The sequence below is a fragment of the Alkalibacterium putridalgicola genome, from assembly GCF_040959045.1.
GTDB lineage: Bacteria > Bacillota > Bacilli > Lactobacillales > Carnobacteriaceae_A > Alkalibacterium > Alkalibacterium putridalgicola.
Window position 1 is genome coordinate 1,296,251 of the sequence record NZ_CP162615.1, and the last position, 24,497, is coordinate 1,320,747.

Annotated in this window: 25 protein-coding genes; 21 read left to right on the top strand and 4 right to left on the bottom strand. The window is 46.6% G+C overall.

Annotated features, from left to right (window positions below; genetic code table 11):
• Nucleotides 1-214: 214 nt before the first annotated feature.
• The 9 genes from AB4027_RS06090 (at nucleotide 215) to AB4027_RS06130 (ending at nucleotide 7,758) form a co-directional block, all read left to right on the top strand.
• Complete coding sequence (locus AB4027_RS06090; protein WP_368644686.1) at nucleotides 215-529, top strand: PTS sugar transporter subunit IIB; 315 nt, start codon at nucleotides 215-217, stop codon at nucleotides 527-529.
• Between the two features lie 12 nt (nucleotides 530-541).
• Nucleotides 542-1,834: a PTS cellobiose transporter subunit IIC gene (gene celB, locus AB4027_RS06095; protein WP_368644687.1), complete on the top strand. Its 1,293-nt coding sequence runs from the start codon at nucleotides 542-544 to the stop codon at nucleotides 1,832-1,834.
• A 68-nt stretch (nucleotides 1,835-1,902) separates the two neighbouring features.
• Nucleotides 1,903-2,223, top strand: a complete 321-nt coding sequence (locus AB4027_RS06100; RefSeq protein WP_368644688.1) for a PTS lactose/cellobiose transporter subunit IIA — start codon at nucleotides 1,903-1,905, stop codon at nucleotides 2,221-2,223.
• Nucleotides 2,223-3,608, top strand: coding sequence for a glycoside hydrolase family 1 protein (locus AB4027_RS06105; protein ID WP_368644689.1), 1,386 nt, complete (start codon nucleotides 2,223-2,225; stop codon nucleotides 3,606-3,608). Before AB4027_RS06100 ends, AB4027_RS06105 begins: the two co-directional genes overlap by 1 nt.
• Nucleotides 3,609-3,708: 100 nt before the next feature.
• Nucleotides 3,709-5,655 carry a transcription antiterminator gene (locus AB4027_RS06110; protein WP_368644690.1) on the top strand — a complete coding sequence of 649 codons (1,947 nt, stop codon included), beginning with the start codon at nucleotides 3,709-3,711 and terminating at the stop codon, nucleotides 5,653-5,655.
• 180 nt (nucleotides 5,656-5,835) lie between these two features.
• Nucleotides 5,836-6,156 carry a type II toxin-antitoxin system Phd/YefM family antitoxin gene (locus AB4027_RS06115; RefSeq protein ID WP_368644691.1) on the top strand — a complete coding sequence of 107 codons (321 nt, stop codon included), beginning with the start codon at nucleotides 5,836-5,838 and terminating at the stop codon, nucleotides 6,154-6,156.
• The gene (locus tag AB4027_RS06120; protein ID WP_368644692.1) at nucleotides 6,156-6,470 is read left to right on the top strand and encodes an addiction module toxin RelE; all 315 of its coding nucleotides are present in this window, start codon (nucleotides 6,156-6,158) and stop codon (nucleotides 6,468-6,470) included. The genes AB4027_RS06115 and AB4027_RS06120 overlap by 1 nt, the downstream gene beginning before the upstream one ends.
• 509 nt (nucleotides 6,471-6,979) lie before the next feature.
• Nucleotides 6,980-7,342: a hypothetical protein gene (locus tag AB4027_RS06125; protein ID WP_368644693.1), complete on the top strand. Its 363-nt coding sequence runs from the start codon at nucleotides 6,980-6,982 to the stop codon at nucleotides 7,340-7,342.
• The gene (locus tag AB4027_RS06130) at nucleotides 7,339-7,758 is read left to right on the top strand and encodes a hypothetical protein (protein ID WP_368644694.1); all 420 of its coding nucleotides are present in this window, start codon (nucleotides 7,339-7,341) and stop codon (nucleotides 7,756-7,758) included. The genes AB4027_RS06125 and AB4027_RS06130 overlap by 4 nt, the downstream gene beginning before the upstream one ends.
• Before the next feature lie 63 nt (nucleotides 7,759-7,821).
• Here the strand turns inward: AB4027_RS06130 and AB4027_RS06135 are convergent, their stop codons facing one another.
• Nucleotides 7,822-9,744 carry a right-handed parallel beta-helix repeat-containing protein gene (locus AB4027_RS06135; protein WP_368644695.1) on the bottom strand — a complete coding sequence of 641 codons (1,923 nt, stop codon included), beginning with the start codon at nucleotides 9,742-9,744 and terminating at the stop codon, nucleotides 7,822-7,824.
• Between the two features lie 390 nt (nucleotides 9,745-10,134).
• On the opposite strand from AB4027_RS06135, the gene rnc reads away from it, so the two are divergent.
• The 8 genes from rnc (at nucleotide 10,135) to AB4027_RS06175 (ending at nucleotide 19,449) form a co-directional block, all read left to right on the top strand.
• Entirely contained in the window at nucleotides 10,135-10,839 is a 705-nt protein-coding gene (gene rnc, locus AB4027_RS06140; protein WP_091487569.1) for a ribonuclease III, read from the top strand.
• A 53-nt stretch (nucleotides 10,840-10,892) separates the two neighbouring features.
• A complete protein-coding gene (gene smc, locus AB4027_RS06145; protein WP_368644696.1) occupies nucleotides 10,893-14,453 on the top strand; it encodes a chromosome segregation protein SMC in 3,561 nt (1,186 codons plus the stop codon).
• 18 nt (nucleotides 14,454-14,471) lie between these two features.
• Nucleotides 14,472-15,284, top strand: coding sequence for a Cof-type HAD-IIB family hydrolase (locus tag AB4027_RS06150; RefSeq protein WP_368644697.1), 813 nt, complete (start codon nucleotides 14,472-14,474; stop codon nucleotides 15,282-15,284).
• Between the two features lie 55 nt (nucleotides 15,285-15,339).
• Entirely contained in the window at nucleotides 15,340-16,485 is a 1,146-nt protein-coding gene (ftsY, locus tag AB4027_RS06155; protein WP_368644698.1) for a signal recognition particle-docking protein FtsY, read from the top strand.
• 46 nt (nucleotides 16,486-16,531) lie between these two features.
• On the top strand, nucleotides 16,532-16,879 hold the full coding sequence (locus AB4027_RS06160; protein WP_091487563.1) for a putative DNA-binding protein: 348 nt from the start codon (nucleotides 16,532-16,534) through the stop codon (nucleotides 16,877-16,879).
• A 7-nt stretch (nucleotides 16,880-16,886) separates the two neighbouring features.
• Nucleotides 16,887-18,371: a signal recognition particle protein gene (gene ffh, locus AB4027_RS06165; protein ID WP_368644699.1), complete on the top strand. Its 1,485-nt coding sequence runs from the start codon at nucleotides 16,887-16,889 to the stop codon at nucleotides 18,369-18,371.
• Nucleotides 18,372-18,686: 315 nt separating this feature from the next.
• Complete coding sequence (locus AB4027_RS06170) at nucleotides 18,687-18,890, top strand: hypothetical protein (protein ID WP_368644700.1); 204 nt, start codon at nucleotides 18,687-18,689, stop codon at nucleotides 18,888-18,890.
• Between the two features lie 85 nt (nucleotides 18,891-18,975).
• A complete protein-coding gene (locus AB4027_RS06175; protein ID WP_368644701.1) occupies nucleotides 18,976-19,449 on the top strand; it encodes a hypothetical protein in 474 nt (157 codons plus the stop codon).
• 411 nt (nucleotides 19,450-19,860) lie between these two features.
• Here the strand turns inward: AB4027_RS06175 and AB4027_RS06180 are convergent, their stop codons facing one another.
• From AB4027_RS06180 to AB4027_RS06190, 3 genes are all read right to left on the bottom strand, one after another.
• On the bottom strand, nucleotides 19,861-21,216 hold the full coding sequence (locus AB4027_RS06180; RefSeq protein WP_368644702.1) for an FAD-dependent oxidoreductase: 1,356 nt from the start codon (nucleotides 21,214-21,216) through the stop codon (nucleotides 19,861-19,863).
• Nucleotides 21,217-21,408: 192 nt separating this feature from the next.
• On the bottom strand, nucleotides 21,409-21,762 hold the full coding sequence (locus tag AB4027_RS06185) for a hypothetical protein (protein WP_368644703.1): 354 nt from the start codon (nucleotides 21,760-21,762) through the stop codon (nucleotides 21,409-21,411).
• A 116-nt stretch (nucleotides 21,763-21,878) separates the two neighbouring features.
• On the bottom strand, nucleotides 21,879-22,121 hold the full coding sequence (locus tag AB4027_RS06190) for an SHOCT domain-containing protein (RefSeq protein WP_091487557.1): 243 nt from the start codon (nucleotides 22,119-22,121) through the stop codon (nucleotides 21,879-21,881).
• A gap of 294 nt (nucleotides 22,122-22,415) precedes the next feature.
• Here AB4027_RS06190 and rpsP point away from each other — a divergent pair, with 294 nt between their 5' ends.
• The 4 genes from rpsP (at nucleotide 22,416) to trmD (ending at nucleotide 24,392) form a co-directional block, all read left to right on the top strand.
• Nucleotides 22,416-22,688: a 30S ribosomal protein S16 gene (gene rpsP, locus AB4027_RS06195; RefSeq protein ID WP_091487555.1), complete on the top strand. Its 273-nt coding sequence runs from the start codon at nucleotides 22,416-22,418 to the stop codon at nucleotides 22,686-22,688.
• Nucleotides 22,689-22,804: 116 nt separating this feature from the next.
• A complete protein-coding gene (locus tag AB4027_RS06200) occupies nucleotides 22,805-23,050 on the top strand; it encodes a KH domain-containing protein (protein WP_091487554.1) in 246 nt (81 codons plus the stop codon).
• Between the two features lie 80 nt (nucleotides 23,051-23,130).
• Nucleotides 23,131-23,643, top strand: a complete 513-nt coding sequence (rimM, locus tag AB4027_RS06205; RefSeq protein ID WP_368644704.1) for a ribosome maturation factor RimM — start codon at nucleotides 23,131-23,133, stop codon at nucleotides 23,641-23,643.
• Nucleotides 23,643-24,392: a tRNA (guanosine(37)-N1)-methyltransferase TrmD gene (trmD, locus tag AB4027_RS06210; protein ID WP_091487550.1), complete on the top strand. Its 750-nt coding sequence runs from the start codon at nucleotides 23,643-23,645 to the stop codon at nucleotides 24,390-24,392. The genes rimM and trmD overlap by 1 nt, the downstream gene beginning before the upstream one ends.
• Nucleotides 24,393-24,497: the final 105 nt, after the last annotated feature.

A 24,497-nucleotide genomic window follows, 5' to 3' on the forward strand; every position in this document is an offset into this window, starting at 1 on the left:
ACATAATGCGGTGGTGTTCATTTGCCGATGAATGCCTCTGGTGGGGCAAACAGGGTGTTCCGTCATTCTAAAATGTAAAAAAAGTTTGCAGCTGCTTTAACTGCCTCTATTCTTTTTCCGTTAGTCAACGGAAATTCTACGTGTGGTGATGAAAGCGGTCTTATACTAAGATGTTTATAGAGTCAAAAACAAACAACAGAAAAGGGGAAATAACATGGTCAAAATTTTATTAGCCTGTTCATCAGGTATGTCAACAAGCTTACTGGTCCAGAAAATGGAAGCGGAAGCACAGGAACGCGGATTGGATGCAGAGATCTGGGCAGTGGCTCAAGACAAGGCTGCTGAAGATATGAAGAAAGCAGACGTATTGCTGATCGGACCGCAAATGCGCTTCATGAAGAAAAAACTGTCTGTTAATGCAGAAGAAGCCGGTATTCCACTGGATGTCATCAACCCGGTCGACTATGGTCGCGTGAACGGAAAAGCTGTCCTGGATACGGCATTAGAATTGATCGAAAACAATAAATAAGGAGGGGATCACATGAATAAATTTATGGAAGTGCTTGAAAATGTACTGATGCCCGTCGCTGACAAACTGAACAACAACCGATACTTAACGGCTTTGCGTAATGGTTTCATGGTGGCTTTGCCGCTCATTATCTTCGGATCCATCTTCGTTGTTATTGCGAACCTGCCATTTATAGATCGAGTGCTTGGCGAAGAAGGGTATGCGGCGTATCAAAATGCCTTGGGTCCTGCTTCTGCAGCGACATTGAGCATCATGGGCTTGTTCGTCATGATCGGTATCGGCTATAAAATGGTCGAAGGCCGTGGAGGCGAAGCTATTTACGGCGGTGTTGTCGCCTTGGCTTCTTTCCTTATCCTGACACCCCAAGTCGTTGAAGGCGTCGGCGGTGTTATCCCGACTGCTTCACTTGGTGCACAAGGGATGTTCTTAGGAATCTTTACTGCTTTTATTTCGGCTGAATTGTATCACTTCTTTGTAAGAAGAAATCTGACGATCAAAATGCCTGAAGGTGTCCCAAGTGCGGTCTCACGTTCCTTCAGTGCCTTGATCCCGATCACACTGACTCTGACGATTTTCTTAGTCATTCGTCTGATTTTCACTTTCACACCGTTTGAAACGGTACAGAACTTTATCTATACGATCATCCAGCAGCCACTAACGGCTTTAGGAAGTGGATTACCTGCAACATTAGTAGCCGTCTTGCTGATACAAGTCTTCTGGTTCTTCGGCCTGCACGGTCAAATCATCATCAACTCTGTGTTTGACCCGATCTGGTATTCACTGAACGATGAAAACCTGGCTGCATTCCAAGCCGGTGAAGAACTGCCGCACATCGTCACAAAACAGTTTATCGATACCTTTATCGTAGGTATCGGCGGATCTGGGATGACCTTAGCTGTTATCATCGCTATCTTTGTCGCAGCAAAAAGCAGACAGATGCGTGAATTGGGTAAATTGGGTGGACCTCCGGGACTATTCAACGTGAATGAACCGGTCATCTTCGGATTACCGATCATCATGAATCCACTAGTTCTTATTCCTTGGCTGTTAGCCCCAGTTGTGGTTGCGGCTGTGACTTACTTCCTGATGTCAACTGGCTTTGCTCCAAAACCGGCCGGGGTCATCGTACCATGGACCACGCCACCACTACTCAGCGGGTATCTGGCGACCGGGAACAACATCATGGGATCTGTCATGCAGCTGATCAGTATGAGTATCGTCTTTGTCATCTGGCTGCCATTCGTCAAACTGCTGGATAAGCAATACTATGGTGAAGAACTGAGTGCTCAAGCAACAAACCAATAAACATTTAAGAAGACGAATCCCGGCATAGGGGATTCGCCTTTCTTTTAAAACATCAAAGGGGGATATTTATGAACGATAGAATGAACGAGATCGCTTTCCAGATCATCTTGTTTGCTGGAAACGGCAAGTCCAGTGCGATGGAAGCCATCCAGGAAGCGAAAGATGGTAATTTTGAAGAAGCGGATCAGAAAATCAAAGAAGCCGGTGAAGAGTTAAGCAAGGCTCACGGCGTCCAGACCGAACTTCTGCAGGAAGAAGCTAAAGGAAACGGTGCAGGCGTGAATGTTATTTTAGTCCACTCACAGGACCACCTGATGACGGCGATGACGTTAAGAGACATGGCCGTTGAAATCATCGAACTGCACAGACTGAGACAGGAGGTCCGTTAATGACTTTAGATTACCAATTCCCGAAAGACTTCTGGTGGGGCAGTGCCGCTTCCGCTACACAGACAGAAGGCAGCACGAACGGTATCTCCGGCGCAACGATCTGGGATCGATGGTACAAGGAAGCACCGAACCGTTTCTTTGAAGGTGTCGGTCCAGACCAGACGTCTGACTTTTATCACCGCTATAAAGAAGACATCACAAACATGAAAGCGATCGGCCATAACAGTTTCCGCCTGTCGATCTCCTGGGCACGGCTGATCCCCGAAGGCAAAGGTGACGTGAACGATGACGCCGTCCGTTTCTATAACGAGGTGATCGACGAGCTGTTGAATCAGGGCATCGAACCCTTCGTCAACTTGTACCACTTTGACATGCCGATCGAACTTCAGGACATCGGCGGCTGGGAAAACAGAGAGGTCATCGAGGCGTATGCTGATTATGCAAAAATAGCGTTTGATCTGTTCGGCGATCGGGTCAAGACCTGGTTCACCTTCAATGAACCGATCGTGCCTGTAGAAGGGGGTTATCTGTACGACTTCCATTATCCTAATGTGGTGGACGCCAGACGCGCCATTCAAGTCGCTTATAATACGATGATCGCTCATGCCCGTGCAGTGAAACTCTATCATGAGGCACAGGACGGCAAGATCGGTATCGTATTGAACCTGACCCCGTCTTATCCAAGAAGCCAGAACCCGGCCGATCTCAAGGCCGCACATATCTGTGATCTGTTCTTCAACCGCAGTTTCCTGGACCCGGCAGTTTTAGGCGAGTATCCGGACGATCTGATCGAGCTTTTAGAAGAGCATGGACAGCTGCCTGAAACAAAAGTTGACGATAAGGATTTACTTAAAAACAATATCATTGATATACTAGGGGTAAACTATTATCAGCCGAGACGTGTGAAAGCGAAAGAGCATCTGCCGAATCCGTATGCACCCTTCATGCCGGACTGGTTCTTCGACAACTATGAGATGCCGGGCCGCAAGATGAATGTGTACCGCGGCTGGGAGATCTATGAAAAAGGCATCTACGATATCATGATCAACTTGAAAGAAAATTACGGCAACATCGACTCCTTTATCTCTGAGAACGGCATGGGTGTCCAGAACGAAGAACGTTTTATCAAAGATGGACGTATCGAAGATGATTACCGCATCGATTTTATCAAAGAGCATCTGAAATGGCTCCATAAAGCAGCGGAAGAAGGCTGTAACGTGAAAGGCTACCACCTATGGACCTTTATGGATAACTGGTCATGGATGAATGCCTATAAGAACCGATACGGTTTCTTCTCCGTGGACCTGGAGACCGGCGAACGGACGGCCAAGAAAAGTGCCGAGTGGATCGCTGAAGTTTCAAAACAGAACGGATTCAACGATTAACGTTTAAGATAGATGAGAGAAAAGTGCTTTAGCGTAGCGATAACGATTGCTGCGCTTTTGTGCATGAAAAACAGCTAGGTTTTAGAGGAAGGAGGATACGATGGACGATCGAATAGAAGCCATATTGAGAGAACTGATGGGATCCAACCACCCGTTGACTGGAAAACAGCTGGCGAACCGGCTGGATGTCAGTTCCCGGACGATCAGAGACGATATCAAAGTGATCAATGACGAGCTGAATGGCTATGGTGCCGCGATCCATTCTAAAAGAGGCGTCGGGTATGAACTGAGCATCGATGAACCGAAACTCTTTCGCGCTTATCTCAATAACCTGACTCAGGACGCAGAGCAGCAGGCGACGGTCCCGACAACACCAGACAACCGTCTGGCTTATGTCATCCGGCGTTTTCTGCTGTCTGAAGATTCTATCAAGCTCGATGATCTGGCCGACGAGATCCATGTCAGCAAATCCACTCTTCAAGTCGATCTGAAAGAAGTGAAACAGCGTCTGAACACGTACTCACTGGCCTTAGTCAGCCGGCCCGGTTATGGACTTAAGCTTTCAGGGAGCGAACTGAACCGCCGCTTCGCCATGTCGGAATATCTCTTTGACCGCGAACGACTTACCCCAGATCTCATGTGGCTGGATCAGCTGACGACAGTCGCCGACCTCAGTCAGGAAGAACTGGACAATGTCTGGGAACTCCTTCTGGAACAACTCCGCATCAATCAGGTGACCTTATCAGACATTGCCATCAATAATCTGTTCGTTCATATCATCATCGCTTACAAACGGATCACAGAAGGGCATCATATCGCCTTGATCGACCAGGATATCGAGAGCATCAAGACAAAGAAAGAGTATACCGTGGCTCACAATATCGTGAAACAAGTGGAGAAGGCACTGAATGTGTCATTTCCGAAGATCGAAGTGATCTACATTGCCATTCATCTCTTGGGCACCAAGCTGGTCAGTGAAGACCGGTCGATCAATCAGGAGATCGAAACCGTGATGGACGAAGGCATTCATGCACTCACTTTAAAGATGTTGAATGCCGTCGAAGAGCGCTTCTCTTTAGGTATCCAGAATGACAGGGAACTGATCATCGGACTGGGGCTGCATCTCAAGCCGGCCATCAATCGCTACACATTCGGCATGACGATCCGGAATCCTATGCTGGAGGATATCAAGAATAATTATCCGCTGGCCTTTGAAGCAGGGATCATTGCCGCCATGGCCCTAAACGAGCAGCTTAACGTATCGATCGACGAGAACGAGGTGGCCTATCTGGCTTTACACATCGGGGCCGCGATCGAACGCAAGAAAGCAGCGAACCGGCCGAAGCAGTGCTATATCGTCTGTGCGTCAGGCGTCGGCAGTGCCCAGCTGATCAAGTACCGCATCGAAGCCGCTTTCCGTTCGCAGATCCACGTTCTGGGCACGACAGAGTATTACAAGATCAAAGATATCCCTTTTGAAGAAACGGACTTCATCATCAGTTCGGTCCCGGTCAAAGAAGACCTGCCGATCCCGGTGATCGAAGTGAACGCGATACTGGGTCAGAAAGATTTAGCGCGGATCGAGCAGTATGTGTCCTTTGAAGAAAAGAGCATCACCGACTATTTCCCGGAAGCCAATGTCTTCTTGAATCAGAAACTCACTTCAAAAAAAGACGTTATTGAATTCCTGGCCGACTACACCAAATCAGTCGACGATCTTCCGGAAGATTACACCCAGCTGATCTATGAACGGGAAAAAATTGCGCCGACCGCTTACGGCAACATGATCGCGGTGCCTCATCCGATCTCACCGCAGACCTCCAAGACGTTTTTGACCGTCTGTACTTTAGAAAAACCCATCGAGTGGGCCGACCGAAAAGTGCAGTTCGTCTGCCTCTTAAATGTAGAGAAGAACAGTCAGGAAGACCTGCAGGAGATGTACAAGATTTTGAGCCGCATCGTCAATGATGAACAGCTGATTCAGAAACTGATCAAAAGCAAGACGTATCATGCGTTTATACAGACCATTTTGCGTATGGAAGAGTAACAGAACAGATCAAGACCAGGTGCAGCAGCCTGGTCTTTTTTTATTTAAAAACAAGAAATGAGATATATGACTGATCTTTTAAAAAAAGGCACTTAAATAAGTTCTTTTTTATGATTTGAATTAAGTGTTTTAATGAAGTATAATAGTTGCAAGAAGATATACGAGAAAGAGGTGCAGAAAATGAAAACACTTGATGTGAAGACAAGATCAGTAACAGAAGTGAAAAGAGAATTCTCAAAAATCGTCAGTGAAGCAAATGAAACAGGAGAGCCTACTTTTGTATTCAATCATAACAAACCCGAGGCAGTCATCATCAGTGTAAATGTCTATGAAGATCTAGTTAAAAAAAATGAAGAGTTAGAAAATCGTCTTTTCTATGCTCAGTTGAACGCCCGTGTCAATGAGGGGCCCGGGAAACTGATTCCTGCTAGGGAAGTCCTGGAATCGAAAAAAGACAAAAATCCTTTTGATGCTTTGACAGATATGGATCTCTTCGACTGATGGCGGACGTCTATTTTTGGAGAGAAGCGAAAAAAGACTACAAAAAGTTGGACGGTTCTTTAAAACAATGGGTAGATATAGCTGTAGATCGTCTTAGTCTTAGAGGCTCAGAAATCGGTAAAGACCTGGGTAACACAAATTATGCCAAATTAGCAGGATTCAAGGAACTCAAAAACAATAAACTGGGTATTCGGCTTATCTTTAAACCGACTAAAGACGGTAAAGTAGAAATCATTGGAATCGTGTCGATCGGAAAAAGGGAAGACGAGAAAGTTTTTTTCACTGCTGAAAAAAGAAGACAAAAGCGATCTTAAAATAAGAACAGGGCTGCGTTACTTATCACAGTGACGCAACCCTGTTCTATAAGTTTCTTCTGCCCGATTTTATGTTTCCTCATCATTCAATTTGCTGAGAAGTTTTTTTAATTGATCATGAATAATATCTAGTGCGACTCCGATAATGTCTAAGATGAAATGGATAAGATACATGAACCAAATGAAAAGATAGTAAAGTGTCTCAACTGCAAATCTCAGTGCATATACTAGAATGACTATAAGAGTATATATTGTTTGTATCAACATCCCGAGCAGCAAAAAAACAATGGGTAGTAGCACTATTACGCCAGCAATCTGTTCAATGATACGAATCACCTTCCGTGTTGATAATTCATTTTTATATTAACAAAGAACACTCGCAGGGCCAACCCACTTTATAAAAACACGTGTTTTCTTGACTTTTATTCATAGTTCTATTATCATATATGTATATACATAAAAATAGTTCGAAGTTTGGCGACTGTGAACGGTCGGGAAGGGGAGGACGTATGAAAAAGTTTTTTACATATGCAGGCAAGTCGGCAGCGCTCCTCTTTTCATTTATGCTAGCGGCGATCGCCTTATTCATGCTTGGCGTGGTGATCAGTTTGCTGATGAATGAGCCGAAACAGGCAGAAGAAGAAGCTTCGGTTGAGCAGGCAGAATATATCGATGCCTATAATGTCCTGGATAACAAACCCGGAGTCGTTATGTGGTCAGATGCCGAAAGCGGCGAAAAGGGCAAGGTGCTTTTCATCAGGGACGGTACATCTTTCCAGTTTTTCGGCCGTTCAGGCGATGATATCCACAAGCATCGTCATGTGATGAATAAAATTTCAGAAACAATGAGTAAAGAGGTAGTGAACGAATGAAGAAGCTTTGTATTTATATCGCAGTCGGAGTGGTGTCTCTTTCGGCACTGGTCCTGATCGGCTTTGCGGTCGTCTCATTCATGTCAGCGCGTTTGGACATTTCAAATGACCGACTCGATGCACGCGAAGAAGAACGGTCTGCTGTAGAAGACCGTTGGATCGCATCCCACAAAAGGAAACCCAATGATCCGCTAGAAGAGATTAATGACAACGAACTTGTCATCGAGGAGGTTGCTGTTATAGGTACAAGGGGAACACTGGAATGGTCGGATATACGGGGAAACGAAGGAACAGTCATTTTTTATGTCGATAAGGATGAGTCTCATTCCATATTAAAAAAACGCAGTGATCTGCCTGAAACGGTTCACGGCTATCAAAGAGACTTAGAGAAAGCGATCGAGGAAGCAAAAGAATGAGAAAAAAGTGTAAGGCAACTGTTTCATACAGTCGCCTTACACTTTTTTTATTCATCGCTAGGGTTATCCCCAGACTTTGATGCGATTCTTGCCGCTCTTAAGCTCTGATAGAGGGCCTAATACTGTCGGCGCTGCTTTCATATTACTTAATAAATCAAGGTTCAGAACAACGTCACTACCATCTGGATTTTCAAAATCGACATCTGTGAGTCGGACGCGTTCCAGTGTATGCGTGAAGTGAACGTGACCTTTCAGATCCTCAAAGTTGTCAGGCAGGTTCAGTTCCAGATACACTTCATCGCCATCTTCAACGATATTGATTTCCGGGTCATGATCCGTCACCAGGTTCTCTTCTTCACGGTCGAAGGGGTTCGCGCCGTTCAGGTAAGCGTTCTGGTTGATGTAGACCGGCTGTTCGACCACATTGTAAGCACCGTGATCACTGCCTTTGTCATTGTGGACACTGCCAATGTACTCATCAAGGGACGTGGTGTAGCCATTGTAATGATCGGTCCCGACTTCTTTGATGTCTTCAGCTCCGATAAAGATGTTGTTGTACCAGCGGTCGTCTCCGCCATAAACAGGGGAGAAGCCTTTGATGTCCGTGCTGTGTGCGACATGGTAAGGGGTCGAACGGTCCAGCATCTTGCGGTGCTCCATGTGTCCGCGGACGATATTATTGACGAAAGCACCGCCCTGGGCATGGTTGTCGATCGCGTAATCGGCTGTCAGGATATTGTGGTCAACGATGAACGGACCGCTGCTGACTTCGACGAACAAGTCACGGCTGTTACGGTAGAACAGGTTACGTGTCACACGTGTGCCTTGCAGCTGCCAGTCGAGCCAGATGCCTAAAGTGCAGTCGTGGATACGGTTGTCTTCGATCTGCGTATCGATAGCGGCGTGCAGTTTGATGCCGGCGATCTCGTGTCCATAGAACTGACGTTTGATGGCGATGTTGTAAATGTGGTTGCCCGACACTTCACTGAAGATACAGCCTAAGTGACCGACCACACCGTTCTGTCCGCAGTCATGGATCTTGTTGTTACGGATGATGTGCGAGCCGATTTTTTCCTTGCTCCAGCCCGCTTTCTTGGCAGAAAAGACCGTTTCGATCTGATAATGATAGCCCGGCTTGTCGCGGCGCTTGCTCGAGAAGTTGTCGCCGGTCGAGGCTTCTTTACCCATACTGATACCGGAACATTTGGCATCGTGGATATCGTTGTTCTCGATGATCCAGCCTTTGCTCCAGTGCGGTCCGATAAGTCCGGGCTGGTCAGCAGTAGGGGGCGTCCAAGGTGTTGCGGCTTGAGCCATCTCAAACCCTTGAACAGTGATATAGTCCATCCCGGTTTTTTCAGGGAAGAAGCAGGCTTTACGTACGTTGATCTCTGTCAGTTCTTCATTCGGATCAAAGTCCTGGAAGTTGGCATAGATCGTGGTGTTCATGTCATCAACTTCAGCGTGCCAGACGTATTTCTGACCTTCCGGATCATGAGCCGGGATCGTGATGCCTTGCCAGAATTCTGTGGCTTCTGTTTTGACTTCAGGTTTTTTCACTTCGTCCAGGGATTCCGCTTCATAGAAGGACTTGCCGTTGACGTAGACTTCACCCAGGTGACGGTTTGGGTTATAAACGACCCAGTCGCCGTAGATTTCTTCTTTATACGGGTTGTAGTTGCCGAAGAAGGCGTTTGGAATAACGACCTGCCAGACGGATCCTTCCACTTTTTCCCAGGAATCGATCTGTTCGGAACCTTTGATCACAACTTTTTCACCGTCAGCCGCTTTATACGTGATGCGTCTCCAGTTGCTTAAGCCGGGATTCTGCGGGTCGACGAGTTCTCTATAGACCCCTTCATGAACGATGACCGTATCGCCGGCCATGGCGACAGCTGCCGCTTTATTGATGGTCAAGAAAGGCGCCTGTTTCGTGCCTTCAGCTTGATCTGAACCATTTTTTGCTACGTGATATTCAGTTACCAAATTAAATTCCTCCTTGTCTTTAACTCCTATTATAACGCTTCCAAAAAAGAGATAACAGACACCCGGCTTGTCTTTGAATAGACAATTTTAGTGATTTCGATTTTATATAGAAGACCATACGCGCTGGCTAGCGCATATGACCATTATGAAATGATCAGTCTGGTCCTTATCGAAGCGAACAGAGGGGCGCCAGCAGGCATAATAAAAGCGAAATCGGACGCATAAACAGCCAGCTGATCGTTCATTTCAGGATACGCGACCGAAAAAAGCCGAAAACGTCGCAAAAAACCGAACAGAACCGGCTTTCCTTGCAGTCCCTTGTTTATTTTTCCCATGAAATCAAGTATAATTAACAGGGTATAGAATTTTTTTGTAAGGGAGGGAAGTTATATGACGAAAAAGTTAGTGAACCATGTTGAAAAAACGTTTGGTGTGACGTTCGATGACGAGTCTGTCTTAGTCGAAGCGTTTACCCATTCATCCTATGCGAATGATCATCGTGAACAGAATATCAAGAATCTGGAACGACTGGAGTTTCTCGGCGATGCCGTTTTAGAACTCACCGTCTCCGATTACCTTTACCACAAATATCCGACACAGCCTGAAGGACAGCTGACACGCAAACGTGCGTCGATCGTCCGTGCAGAAAGCTTAGCCAAATTGGCCAAAGAGTATCAGCTGCATGAATTTGTCCGCTTAGGCAAAGGGGAAGAACAGATGAATGGAAGGAACCGTCCGTCACTTTTGTGTGATGTGTTCGAAGCCTTTATCGGGTCGGTCTTTGTTGACCAGGGAATGGACGTTGTGCTTGAGGTGTTGAAACAGATCTTGTTTCCGAAAATCGATTCCGGTGCTTTCTCTCATGGGATGGATCACAAAACTGCTCTACAGGAACTGCTTCAGCAGAACGGCGTCGTGACGATCCAGTATAAGGTCGTTGATAAACGCGGACCTGATCACCAGCGCGAGTTTGTGGTCGAGGTGTTTGTTGAAGGAGATTCATACGGTCGTGGTGCCGGCCGATCCAAAAAGGCGGCGGAACAGAATGCGGCCAAGCATGCCCTGGAGAGCCTGGAAGACGCGAATCAGTCCTAGTGTTTAAACCTGTTTCAAGAGTCTTTAAATGCTAGAGAGGAGAGACTTTAAACGTGCAATTAAAACGATTAGAAATCAAAGGGTTCAAATCCTTTGCCGACAAGACCGTCATCGACTTTACCGACGGCATCACAGCAGTTGTGGGACCCAACGGCAGCGGAAAATCGAATATCATCGAAGCGATCCGCTGGGTCATGGGTGAACAGTCGGCCAAGACCTTACGAGGCGGACGCATGCATGACATTATTTTTTCAGGGACCGATTCCCGTAAAGCCATCAATATCGCTGAAGTCACCCTGATCCTGGATAACTCGGACAGTTTTTTACCGATCGACTTTGAAGAAGTGAGCATCGGCCGCCGGATCAACCGGAACGGAGACAGCGACTACTTCATCAATAAAGAAAGCTGCCGGCTGAAAGACGTCGTGGACCTGTTCATGGATTCGGGACTTGGGAAAGAATCCTTTTCCATCATCAGTCAGGGGCAGGTCGAAGCAGTCTTCAACAGTAAAGCGGAAGACCGCCGAGCCATTTTTGAAGAAGCTGCCGGCGTATTCAAGTACAAACTTCAGAAAGAGAAAGCGGAGCGCAAGCTCTTTGAGACCCAGGACAATCTGGACCGGGTTCAGGACATCCTGTATGAACTGAACGACCAGCTGGAACCCTTGAAGAAACAGAAAGACATCGCCCAGTCCTTTGTGTCACAGAAAGAAGAACTCACAGATCTGGACATCGCCTTGTCGGTCTTGAAGATCGATCAGTATGCTAAGGAACAGAAAGAAAATAAAACCAAGATCGAAGCACTGAACGAGGATCTTAGACGCGTCCAGGCAAAGATCGACCGTGAGTCAGCGGAACTGAAAGAGAAGCGCACCGAACTTCATGCCATCGAGGACAAACGTGAAAAACTGCAGGCGCAGACCATCACATCTGTGCAGCAGATCGAACGGACAGAAGCTCAGCTGCGTCTGGTCGAAGAAAAAGAGCGGCATCAGGATGCTTTCCTGTCTGAAAAACAGGCCAGTCTGAAAAAAGAAGAAACTCGTCTGGCTACTTTGAACAACGACTACGAAAAGCTTGAGGCCACTTATCAGGAACAAGCTGAACATGTAAAAAAACTGAAAGATGAAGTCAAGAAGTACGACGAGCGTCTGGCCCGTCTGATGGGGAACAAGGAAGAAGCCATCGAGGAGCTGCGCGGCGAGTATATCGATGCGATGCAGAACAAGACGTCTCTGAAAAACGAAGAGATGTATCTGGAACGCGAGCGTCAGCAGGCGACGATCAATGCTGAAAAGCACAAAAAGTCACTCAAAGACGTGTCAGAGAAGCTGGCTGAGGCCAAAACCTCTCACACAGAAAAAGAAGCGGCTCTCAAAGCGATCAAAACAGAAATCGACGAGCTTCTAGAAACGTATACGTCTAAAAAAGCCTTGATGGACGACACGCAAGGGTCCTTCAAGCAGAAAGCTAATCGACTGAATCAGTTGAACCAGCAGCTGCAGCGAGCCCAGGCCAAACAGGCCAGTCTCAAGGAAATGCAGGAGAATTATGCCGGCTACTTCGCCGGAGTCAAAGCCGTCATGCGCGGCAAAGACAGGCTGGAAGGGATCGTCGGGACGGTCGCAGACATGATGGATGTGCCGACAGACGTGACCGAAGCCATCGATGTGGTTTTAGGCGCAGCCAGTCAGTTCGTCATCGTGGAAGACGAAAAAGCCGGACGCGATGCGATCTCTTATTTGAAAAACAAAAAGGCCGGCCGGGCGACTTTCCTGCCTTTGACCACCATCAAAAAACGTTTTGTTTCACCACAAATGCGACAGCAGGCACAAGACGTGGACGGCTTTATCGGTATCGCGAGTGACCTGATCAACTTTGACGACAAAGTCAGAAATGTCATGGAGAACCTGCTCGGTCAAACGATCGTAGCCAGAGATCTCCAGTCAGCGAATGCCATCGCGAAAGCTTTGCGCTATTCTGTCCGGATCGTCAGTCTGGACGGCGACGTGATGAATGCCGGCGGTTCGATGACCGGCGGCGGTGGCAAGCGTTCCTCTAATGCCCATCTGTTCTCTCAGAAGAAAGAACAGAAAGCCCTGCGCATCGAGATCGATGAGCTGGAAAAAACCATCAAACTGCGTGAAGACGAAAACCAGTCGGACAGAGACACGATCGAGTCTCTGACGAAAGACCTGGAAGAGCTGCGGACTTCCGGCGAAGACAAACGTCTGGAAGAACGCCAGCTGGAACAAGTGGTCGAAAGTCTGACCGAAACCGTGAACCGTCTGGAACGCGAATGTAAAGGTCTGCGCTATGAACAGCAGGAGGCCGAAAAAGAAGAGATTCAAGTCGAAACGGACTTGAAAGAGGTCAAGGAAAAACGCACCCGTGCGGAAGCTGATCTGGAACATCTCAAGCAGGAACTGGACCAGTTGACCAATGAAAAAGAAGACAAGCAGGTCCAGAAAGAGCGCCTGGAAGGCGAACGCGACGAGTTGAGCGAGCAGTGGAATGCTGAGCGTGAGACCCTGGCTTTCACCCGTTCCAAACGCGAAAGTATGGAAGCACAGATCAGCGACGTCGACCAGTCGATTGAGAACATCAAAGCAGAACTCACCCAGCTGGAAGAAGGCGTGGAGCTGGAGTCGAAAGAAGACTTGGGCGAGAAGCTGGGAACCTTGCAGAAAGAAGCCGTTAAACTGAAAGCTCAGGAAAGCGACTTGAAAGAGTCGCATAGTCAGCTTGACGAAACGGTCAGTCAGCTGGATGAATCTGTGTCCTATGCGATCCAATATAAAACTGAACTCACAGAAAACAAGAATCAGCTGGATATCGCCCAGTCCCGTCTGGATGTCTCGATGGATCATCTGCTTGAGTATCTGTCAGAAGAATACACAACAAGCTATGAAGAAGCCAAAAGCATTCAGCCGGCTGAGATCGATGCCGAAGCGACTCAAAAACGTGTGAAACTTTTGAAACGCGGAATCGAAGAACTGGGTCCTGTCAACTTGGGGGCCATCGAAGAGTATGAACGCGTGGCCGAACGCCATGACTTCTTAGCCGCTCAGCAGCAGGATCTTTTAGAAGCGAAAGAGAAATTATATGATACGATGGATCAGATGGATTCAGAAGTGGAACGCCGCTTTTACGAGACCTTCAGTCAAGTGAAAGAACAGTTCGCACTCGTCTTCCCACGCATGTTCGGGGGCGGGAAAGCGGAACTGCGTCTGACCGATCCGGATGATCTCCTGCACTCAGGGATCGATATCATTGCCCAGCCACCCGGAAAAAGACTGCAGTCACTGAGTCTATTGTCCGGTGGCGAGCGCGCACTGACAGCCTTGTCGCTGCTCTTTGCCATCATCCAGGTCAAACCGATCCCATTTTGTATTTTAGATGAAGCGGAAGCGGCCTTAGATGAAGCCAATGTCACCCGTTTCGGGCGTTATCTGCATGAATTTGCGTCTGATACCCAGTTCATCGTGATCACGCACAGAAAAGGCACGATGGAAGAAGCCGATTCGCTCTATGGAGTGACCATGCGCGAAAAAGGCGTGTCACGACTCGTTTCCGTGCACCTGCAGGATATCGAAGAAACAGTGACCCAATAACAAACTTTGGAGGATTTTATGTCTATCAAACTCGTTGCCATCGATCTAGATGGCACACTACTAAACAGTGATCATGAAGTATCAGAAGAAAATAAAGCCGCAATTAGAAAGGCGAAAGCACAGGGCGTGAAAGTCGTTTTAGTTACCGGACGCCCTTTGAAAGCCATGCTGCATATCCTGGAAGACTGCGGACTCACAGAAGCCGGCGATATCGCTTTGACGTATAACGGCGGTTTAGTCCAGTGGACACAAACCGGTGAATCCGTCCGTCAGATCACTTTTCCTAAAGAAGACTCCCTGGATATCTACAAGCTCAGTCAGGATCTGGGACTGCCGTGCAACTTTATCGACTTGGATACCGTTCATGCGCCGCCTTATCCTGAAGGGAAACCGTCACAGTATCCGAAAGTCATGAATGCTTTGCCTTTTGAGCCGATCGATATGACGAACCTGCCGGAAGAGTTTCCGATCAACAAGATCGTCTACTGCTGGCATCAGGAAGAGCTCGACGAAAAGATCAAAGAGATCCCGGATATTTACCGTGAGCGTTACAACTTGATCAAATCACGTCCGCAGCTGCTGGAATTCATGCCGAAATCGATCGATAAAGGAAAAGGACTCGACCTTCTTTCTGAAATATTAGGCATCGAGGTGGCCGATATGATGGCCATCGGGGATCAGGAAAACGACCTGGCCATGGTCCAGCGTGCCGGTACCGGCGTGGCGATGGCGAACGCGATACCGCTCGTCAAAGATGCCGCACAGATCATCACGAAAACGAATGATGAGCACGGTGTCGGTTATGCTATCGAGAAATATGTGTTAAACTGATTTTATTAAGACAAACACTTCAAGATAAATAAGCTATAGAAAGAGTGAATCCACTATGGGATTATTTGACAAGATCAAATCAGCTTTTACTGGTGCGGATAAGAAAGAAGAACCGAAACAGCCGGAAGTCAAGGAAGAGGAAAAGGTCAGTGAGGTTGCTGAAGTTTCTGAGGTCACCGAGGACGAAAAAGTCGAGAAAGTCACTGAGATCAGTGAACAGTCCACGGCCAAAGATACCACGCTTGAGCCGGACAACGACCGCCGGGAAACGGAACAGTATGAAAAAGGACTGAAAAAATCCCGTGTGAGCTTCACCCGTCGCCTGAATGAACTGTTAGCCAACTTCCGTTATGAAGATGAAGAGTTCTTCGAAGAACTGGAAGATCTTCTGATCGAGTCGGACGTCGGCTTTGAAGCGACCATGCATATCGCCGATACGCTGCGCTATGAATCAAAAGTGCAGAATGTGCGCAGCATGAAAGACGCGGAGCGCGTGATCGTCCAGACGATGGTGGACATGTACGGCGAAACCAACCCGGACCACCACTTTTTCAATGAAAACAAAGACGGCTTGACGGTCGTGCTGTTCGTCGGAGTCAACGGTGTCGGTAAAACGACCACGATCGCTAAAATGGCACACCAGTATATCGAAAAAGGCCAGAAAGTCGTCATGGCAGCGGGAGATACCTTCCGTGCCGGAGCGATCGAACAGCTCCATGTCTGGGGCGACCGCGTGGGGGCAGAAGTCGTGTCCACCAAACAAGGCGGCGATCCTGCGGCTGTTGTTTATGACGGGATCGAAACCGCTAGAAATTCCGGCGCAGATATCCTCCTCATCGATACGGCCGGACGTCTTCAGAACAAGAAGAATTTAATGAACGAACTGGAAAAAATGAAACGCGTCATTTCAAGAGAGATCCCGGACGCGCCGCATGAAACACTTTTAGTTCTAGATGCGACGACCGGACAGAACGCCTTGAACCAGGCCAAGATTTTTAAAGAGACCACCGATGTCACCGGTATCGTTTTGACGAAAATGGACGGTACGGCCAAAGGTGGGATCGTTCTGGCGATTGGGAAAGAACTCGGTGTGCCAGTGAAATTCGTCGGCTTGGGTGAAACGATGAACGACTTACACCCATTCGACACGGAGAAATTCGCTTACGGTTTATTCAAGGAACTGATCGAACAGACTGCCTAAAGGCTTTTGTGAATGCTTGGGCAGGGATAAAGGAGACGAAAGATCAATGGAACTGGAAAAAACGTTACGCATGAACCGGTTGTTCTCGTTCTACCGTCCGCTGCTCACCAAGAAACAGCAGGAATATATGCAGCTTTACTACGGCGATGATTACTCACTGGGTGAGATCGCCGATGCCTTTTCTGTGAGCCGTCAAGCGGTGTACGACAACATCAAGCGCTCAGAAACGATTCTGACGGATTATGAAAAGAAACTGCACCTCGTAGAGGACTTTGAGAAAAAGCAAAAAGCTGTAGAAGATTTAAGTGACTATGTGAAAGAAAATTATAATGAGGATTCTCAGCTGTTTGACTATATTCAGGCAATCAGTTTAGAAACCATGAGAGAGGAATGAAGCACGTATGCCTTTTGAAGGATTAACCGGACGTCTGCAGGATGCCTTTTCCGGACTGCGTAAAAAAGGGAAAGTAACCGAAGCCGATGTCAAAGATGTGATGCGCGAAGTCAGGCTCGCTTTACTTGAAGCCGACGTTAACTATAAAGTGGTAAGAAATTTTGTTAAAACCGTTCGTGAAAAATCACTCGGAGAAGAAGTTCTTGGAAGTCTGAACGGCGGGCAGCAGGTCGTCAAGATCGTTAACGACGAACTCACAGAACTGATGGGTGGCGAACAGGAGAAGATCATCTTCGCTGAACCTGGACAAGGTCCAACGGTTTACATGATGACAGGTCTGCAGGGTGCCGGTAAAACGACCACCGCTGGTAAACTGGCCAATTATCTCCGTAAATACGAGAAGAAGAAACCGATGATGGTGGCGGCGGATATTTACCGTCCGGCTGCGATCGACCAGCTCCAGACTGTGGGACGCGACTTGGATATCCCTGTGTTCAGCATGGGCGACCAGGTCAGCCCGGTCGAGATCGCCAAGCGTGGTCTTGAAGAAGCGATCGCGGACAACCGTGACGTCGTGATCATCGATACGGCCGGTCGTCTGCATATCGACGAAAAATTGATGGACGAACTGGAAGACGTGAAAGCGGCCGTCAATCCGCATGAGATCTTCCTGGTCGTTGATGCGATGACCGGTCAGGACGCCGTCAATGTGGCGGATTCCTTTAATGAACACCTGAACATCACCAGTGTCATCCTGACCAAACTGGACGGAGACACACGTGGGGGTGCGGCACTGTCTATTCGTTCCGTGACCAACAAACCGATCAAATTCACCGGTACCGGAGAGAAGCTTGACGCTTTAGAACCGTTCTATCCGGACCGTATGGCCAACCGAATCTTGGGGATGGGCGACATCCTTACCCTGATCGAACGGGCTCAGCAGGAAGTCGATGAAGAACGCGCCGAAGAAATGGCCGCGAAGATGCGTGAGAACCGCTATGACTTCAACGACTTCATCGAGCAGATGGACCAGATGCAGAACATGGGACCGCTGGAAGACATCATCAAGATGATCCCCGGTATGAACAATCTGCCAGGCATGGATAATTTCGAAGTCGATCCCAAAGACATGGCGCACATGAAAGCCATCGTGATGTCCATGACCAAAGAAGAACGTGAAAACCCGGATCTACTGTCACAGAAACGTAGACGCCGTATCGCTAAAGGGTCAGCCCGTGACATCGCGGAAGTCAACCGCCTGATCAAGCAGTTCAAACAGTCCAAAGATATGATGAGCAAAATGTCCAACGGTAAAATGGGCGGTATGGAAAAAATGCTCGGTAAAATGGGCGGCGGCAAAGGCAAGCTTGGTAAAATGGGCAAGATGGGCGGCGGCATGGGCGACATGCTCGGCGGTCTTGGCGGCGGAGGCAACTCCGGCAGCAAAAAGAAGAAAAAGAAGAAGAAAAAAATCGTCAAACGCAAGAAATAAAAAGAAAAGTGAGACGAGCCGATTTGATCCCTGCGAAAAAAAGGGACTGCGCCCCGAATGAGCAGCTTGCGCGCAATTGCGATTGATTGTTGTGGCTTCTTCAGCCGCTTACAAGCATCGTATGCGTAGTGTTCTTCATAGCTGGGTCTGGGTGCAGTCATCTTTTCTCGCAGGGGATCAGGTTCGTATCACTAGACAAGAACGAAAAGGAAGCAGGCGGAAATCCGCCTGCTTTTTCTATACACTTTTTAACTTATTAATGGTAGGATTAAGATAACATGATACATATATATTATTTTTGGAGGATAAATAACTATGCAAAAAAAGACGATCTGGTCGCTTGCGATTGGCTATACACTATTAACCATACTGTTACATAACGTCCTTGATACCTTCGTGGGCGATGTCATGCTGACGATAAGCTTCTATGGTTTATTTTTCGGTATCCTCTGGTACATCTATCAGATAATTAAGTTCGGGCTCCAGCAGTTTATTTATAATTGGAAGCATAAGCAGTGAGGCACGCTTCCGCGCAAAAAAAATACAGTTCCAGTAGATGCGCACTTCTACAGCATAAATATAGAACAGCCAGGTGAGTGATAAAGTGATAAGCAATGTGAACAAGGCGAACATGATCTTAATTACTATACTATTTGTATATCTAATACTACCACTCTTATACAGAAGCTGGAGTGAACGGCCGATATATGAAACACTTCTTGAAGTTATCGATGAAAGAGATGTAAGTCGTGTAACTTTTAGAGAAGATTCAGAGGAAATTACAGAAAGTATCGAACTGTCTGATCAACAAACTGATGATTTTGTGGCAAGTCTGGAAGGGTACGACACGAATGATCCGAATGATGGTCCAGTTGTTCATACTTACACTTTCTGGTTATGGGATACACCGATCAGCAAGCAACTGTTCGGTGAAATTGAAAAAGACACATTTTCTCTGGTCTTTGCATTCGAAAACGGTGATTCAGAAACGATTTACTTTAATGGGAGTGAGCTTCAAATCGGTGAGGACTACTACACGGTGGGTTATAATCCGCTGATTCATCTGTTATACGAGTGATGGGAGATATGCTGACTTAATGGACACATTAAAATCAGTAACTCCCAGGTTCGGCTTATTCAGCCGGATAAGAGTGTGGAAGACGTCGAACAGCTGACGGTTCGGTGTCTTCGACTGTAAAAATTGTACGAATAGACCGAACCTTGTAGGTGTTCGGTCTGTTCGTTTTTGTAAATGATTTGTACCAACCGAAGTAGGGCAGGTTCGGTTCATTGAATGGCACGTGCTGAACGAAAGAGCCGAACTCAGTTGAAGTTCGGCTCTTTCGAAATACTGTGATGACTGAACAAACCGAATAAAGGCTGATTCAGCTTATTCAACGCTTTATGATAGAAGAGAGGAGAGTGAAAAACCCGATTCACACTGTTCTTACACAGGTGAACCGGGTTTTATGATTAAGTCTATAAAGTTTTAGAATAACATGTTGTCACTGCCGTATGGTTCTTCCAATGCCTGGTGGGCAAGGACGTTAAGGAAGTTCCATGGACGGTTGAATTCAGGTTGGAAGAAGAAGTCGGCAAAGGCTAACTGCTCCAATGTCCATCCTGCTGTGATCACTACAGAAAGTGTATTGATTGCAGGCGTAATATCATAGGTCGACATCAATTGTGCGCCAACGATACGGTGACTGTCCTTCTCATAATGCACTTTCATGAGAACTTTTTCATCGTCTCCCATGAATGAAGGACGTAATTTTTCTTCTACAAATTTACTTGTTACTTCAGCTTCTACTGAGTCACTGTCGATGTCTTTGACACCTGTTGAAGCAAACTTATGCGAGAAGAGAGAGAGACCAGATGTCCCGGTCACTTCAGGCATTTTCATTTTTTTATCACTCATGTTTTTAGCTGCAACGACTGCCTGACGACGGGCGTTTGAGGCTAAAGCGATAAGTTTACCGCCATGTGTTGGAGCGAATGGGATCTTAGTAGCGTCGCCTGCTGCGAAGATGTCTTTTTCAGATGTTTCCATATATTCGTCCACAACGACTGTCCCGTCTTTATCCAGTTCGATAATGCCGTCCAGCCACTTGGTATTTGGACGAACACCGGCAGAAAGGATAACCGTGTCTGCTTCATATTCACCTTTGTTGGTAATGACTTTTTTGACTTTACCATCTTCTTCAACGATTTCTTTGACCATTTCATCTGTACGGACAGTGATTCCCTGGTCGCGCATCTCATCTTCAAGAATATCAGTGAATTCTTTGTCCAGATATGTTTTCAGGATGCGATCGAGTGCATCGATAACAGTTACTTCGATACCGGCTTTGGCAAAGGCTTCAACAACTTCGATACCAATATATCCTGCACCTACAACAACGGCTTTTTTGGATTCTGCCATACGGTCCTTGATTTTTTCTGCCCAGTTTCGTCCACGAACGTAGAACGCATTCTCAAGATCTGTTCCAGGAACCGGTAATTCCAGTGGTTTGGCCCCAGGAGAGAGGAATAGCTTGTCATAAGACTCTTCAGATTCGCCGTCTTCAGACTTCACTGTGATCGTTTTATTGGCTGCGTCGATACCGACAACATCACTGTTCATGTGAACGATGACGCCTTGTTCTTTAAAAGAATGTTCTGTTGCGTAATGAAGCTGGTCAGCATTTTTACTAATGCCTTCTAAATAGCTTTGGATTCCGCAAGATAAGAATGAGGCAGTAGACCCGCGTTCATAAAGATGCACTTCTGCATCCGGATTTTCCTGTAAGAGTGTTTCAGTTGCTTCATAGCCTGCGTGAGATGTTCCTACAACGATAAATTTCATTGTAAATTCCTCCTAATATAGTTTGAATATGTACGGTTCACATACCTATATTAGTATATCAAACAATCCCAGAGAATAGAAATGATATGCCTGTGATTATATTTTAGGGCGCAGCGATGGGGTTGACACTGAAATATATGTCTATTCCCGACAAGATCATTGGATCGGGGGAACAGTGGCAACACAATCTGGTTACTGGTCACTCGTGTCCTGATTCAGCCAGTACTGTTCATCTTCAATCAGTTTTTTAAGTTTGTCCAGTTCATCTTCGGATGCCGTTTCAGTGGTGGTGGTCAATCTGTCCAGCTGTTCTGGAGGCAGACCCAGCATTTTTTCGAGTTCCTCCTCAGACAGCAGGCGCCGGTTGATATAATCTTCCACTCGGGCAGTGTAAATAATGGATTCGATCTCTCTGTCCGTCAAATCTTCTTCCACCGAAAACTCCAGCTTCAGCAATTCTTTTAAGGAAGAGATATCCAAAAGCACCCCAAGGCCTTTCGCATAGCCTTTGATCTGGCGCATGATAAAGTCCTGATCTTCATACATCCTGCTCACTCCTTTTACTTTCACCTTTACTATAGCACGAATCCCTTTCTCTCAAGCTAAAAAAGACTGAAAAGGGAAGGGGGAACTTTCAGCCTTTTCAGTCTTTTTTCGACCGGTTATTGTCTTAAGTTATTCTTTTTTCTCATATACTCTTCTTCTGACAGGTTTCCTTTAGCGTATTCCTCATCCAGGATATCTAACGCTGACTGTTTTCTTGAACGCGTATGGTGGTGCGAATTATCTTCAGATACCTTTCTGAATAGCAGATACAGAAAAATGATAATGAGTACCAGCCAAAACAGGCCTCCAAACATCATATTGAAACCTCCTCCAAACAAACCGTACATCGAATGCATCATATCATAGTCCTCCTAAAAATCTTTTACAGTTTTTAGTATACTGTGGGAATATGGAGATTTTATGGAGAAAGAAGCCAGATATTCAGTGCTCACTTTCACCAGCTTCTGGAAAAGTCAGATCAAAATACATATCTGCCTTACAAATTTTACTCTGTAAAGAAAAAACACTTGACGAGCATTTCATTCCATGATAAGATTGCTATTGTGAGTTTGAAAGAGAACTAAACTCAAGCAAAAGGGTCTTTAAAATGAAAAGAACGCCTTATCATCATATCAACAGGAGGTGCAAGTATAATGGCAGTAAAAATCCGCATGAAACGTATGGGTTCAAAAAGAAATCCGTTTTACCGTTTGGTAGTCGCTGATTCTCGTGCTCCACGTGATGGACGCATTATTGAACAAGTTGGAACTTACAACCCTGTATCAAAACCAGCTGAAGTTAAAGTTGACGAAGAACTCGTTATGAAATGGTTGAGAGATGGCGCTAAGCCTTCTGATACAGTTAAAAACTTATTATCAGAAAAAGGAATCATCAAACGATTCCACGATGAGAAGTACAGCAAATAATCGTTCGAATTAAATGAATCACTTAAGAAGAAAAGGATGGAGCGCTAATATTATTATTACTGTTCCATGTCTTTTCTTCATTCTATATAGAGAGCATTTAAGCAAAGGATGGTAGTATGACTGATACAGAGATGAGAGAGTTAATCAGAACCATTGTCGAACCATTGGTAAGTCATCCTGAAGACGTTAAACTTGATTTGAAAGACACAGATGACTTTCATGAATATTTGTTATCTGTTCATTCGGATGATGTCGGTCGTGTGATCGGTAAGCGCGGGCGTATTGCCAAGGCGATCCGTTCCATCGTTTACAGTATCCAGTTCGATGGACCTAAACGTGTCCGTCTGACGATCGTCGACTAGTGAATTGAACAGTAAAACGGGGATGGCTCTTTGAGTTCATCCTTTTTTTGTATCGATATTGAGAAAAAGGGAGATAAACGATGGAATATTATGATGTTGGAAAAATCGTCAACACCCACGGGATCAAAGGGGAAGTGCGCGTGCTATCAACGACGACCAATCCTGAAGAACGATATTATGAAGGGGCGCCTTTAATCTGGTTCGGTAAAAAGGGCGAGCAGGAAGCACTGACCGTCAAGACCCACCGTACGCATAAGACTTTTGACCTGTTATCTTTTGAAGGATACGGCAATGTCAATGATGTGGAACAGTTCGTCGGCGGGACCTTGCGCGTGAGCGAAGATATGCTTTTGGAGCTGCCTGAGAATGAATTTTACATTCACGAAGTTATCGGGAGTACCGTCATCGATGATTATTCGGGTGAAGAGATCGGCAAGATCAAAGAGATCCTGTCGCCCGGCGCCAATGATGTCTGGGTCGTAGAGAGACCGAACAAGAAAGACTTACTGCTTCCTTATATCGAACCGGTGATTCTTGACGTGGATATCGAAAATCAAGTCGTTCGTGTACATGTGATGGAAGGGTTAGATTGATGAAAATAGATGTTGTGACACTTTTTCCGGAAATGTTTGACGGGCCGCTCGGTCATTCGATCGTCAAGCGAGCCATTGAAAAGGATATCGTTGAAGTCAATAAAGTGAATTTCCGCCAGTTCGGTAAAGGGAAGCACCAGGTCGTTGATGATACGCCATATGGTGGCGGAGCAGGGATGCTCTTAAAACCGGAACCTCTGTTTGAAGCAATGGATTCGATCAACGAACGTGATCCTGAAACGAAAAAACGCGTGATCTTGATGGATCCGGCCGGCAAACCTTTTAATCAGGCGATGGCGGAAGACTTTTCAGAAGAAGAGCACCTAGTCTTCCTCTGTGGGCATTATGAAGGCTATGACGAGCGTATCCGCTCGCTCGTGACGGATGAGGTCTCTCTGGGCGACTATGTCCTCACAGGAGGCGAACTGGCCGCCATGGTCATGATCGATGCGACCGTGCGCCTGCTTCCGGAAGTTTTAGGGAACGCATCGTCTGCTCAGACCGATTCGCATTCCAGCGGTTTGCTTGAGCACCCGCATTATACCCGGCCGGCTGAATACAAAGGCATGAAAGTACCGGAAGTCCTGATGAACGGCAATCACGGGCTCATAGAAGCCTGGCGTCATGAGGAATCGCTGAAACGCACCTTTGAACGCCGACCCGATATGCTGGAGTCTTATGACTTGTCAGACAGGGATAAATCCTTGATCGAAAAGTGGCAAAACGAAGCAGACGAGACCGGCGAATAAGTCAGTAAACGGGAGTATTTTTAGAGAAAGTAAGTAAAAGTCCTTTACACCTAATTAGTAGTATGGTAAAGTTAATAATTGAGTGGGCAACCACTCTTATTTTCG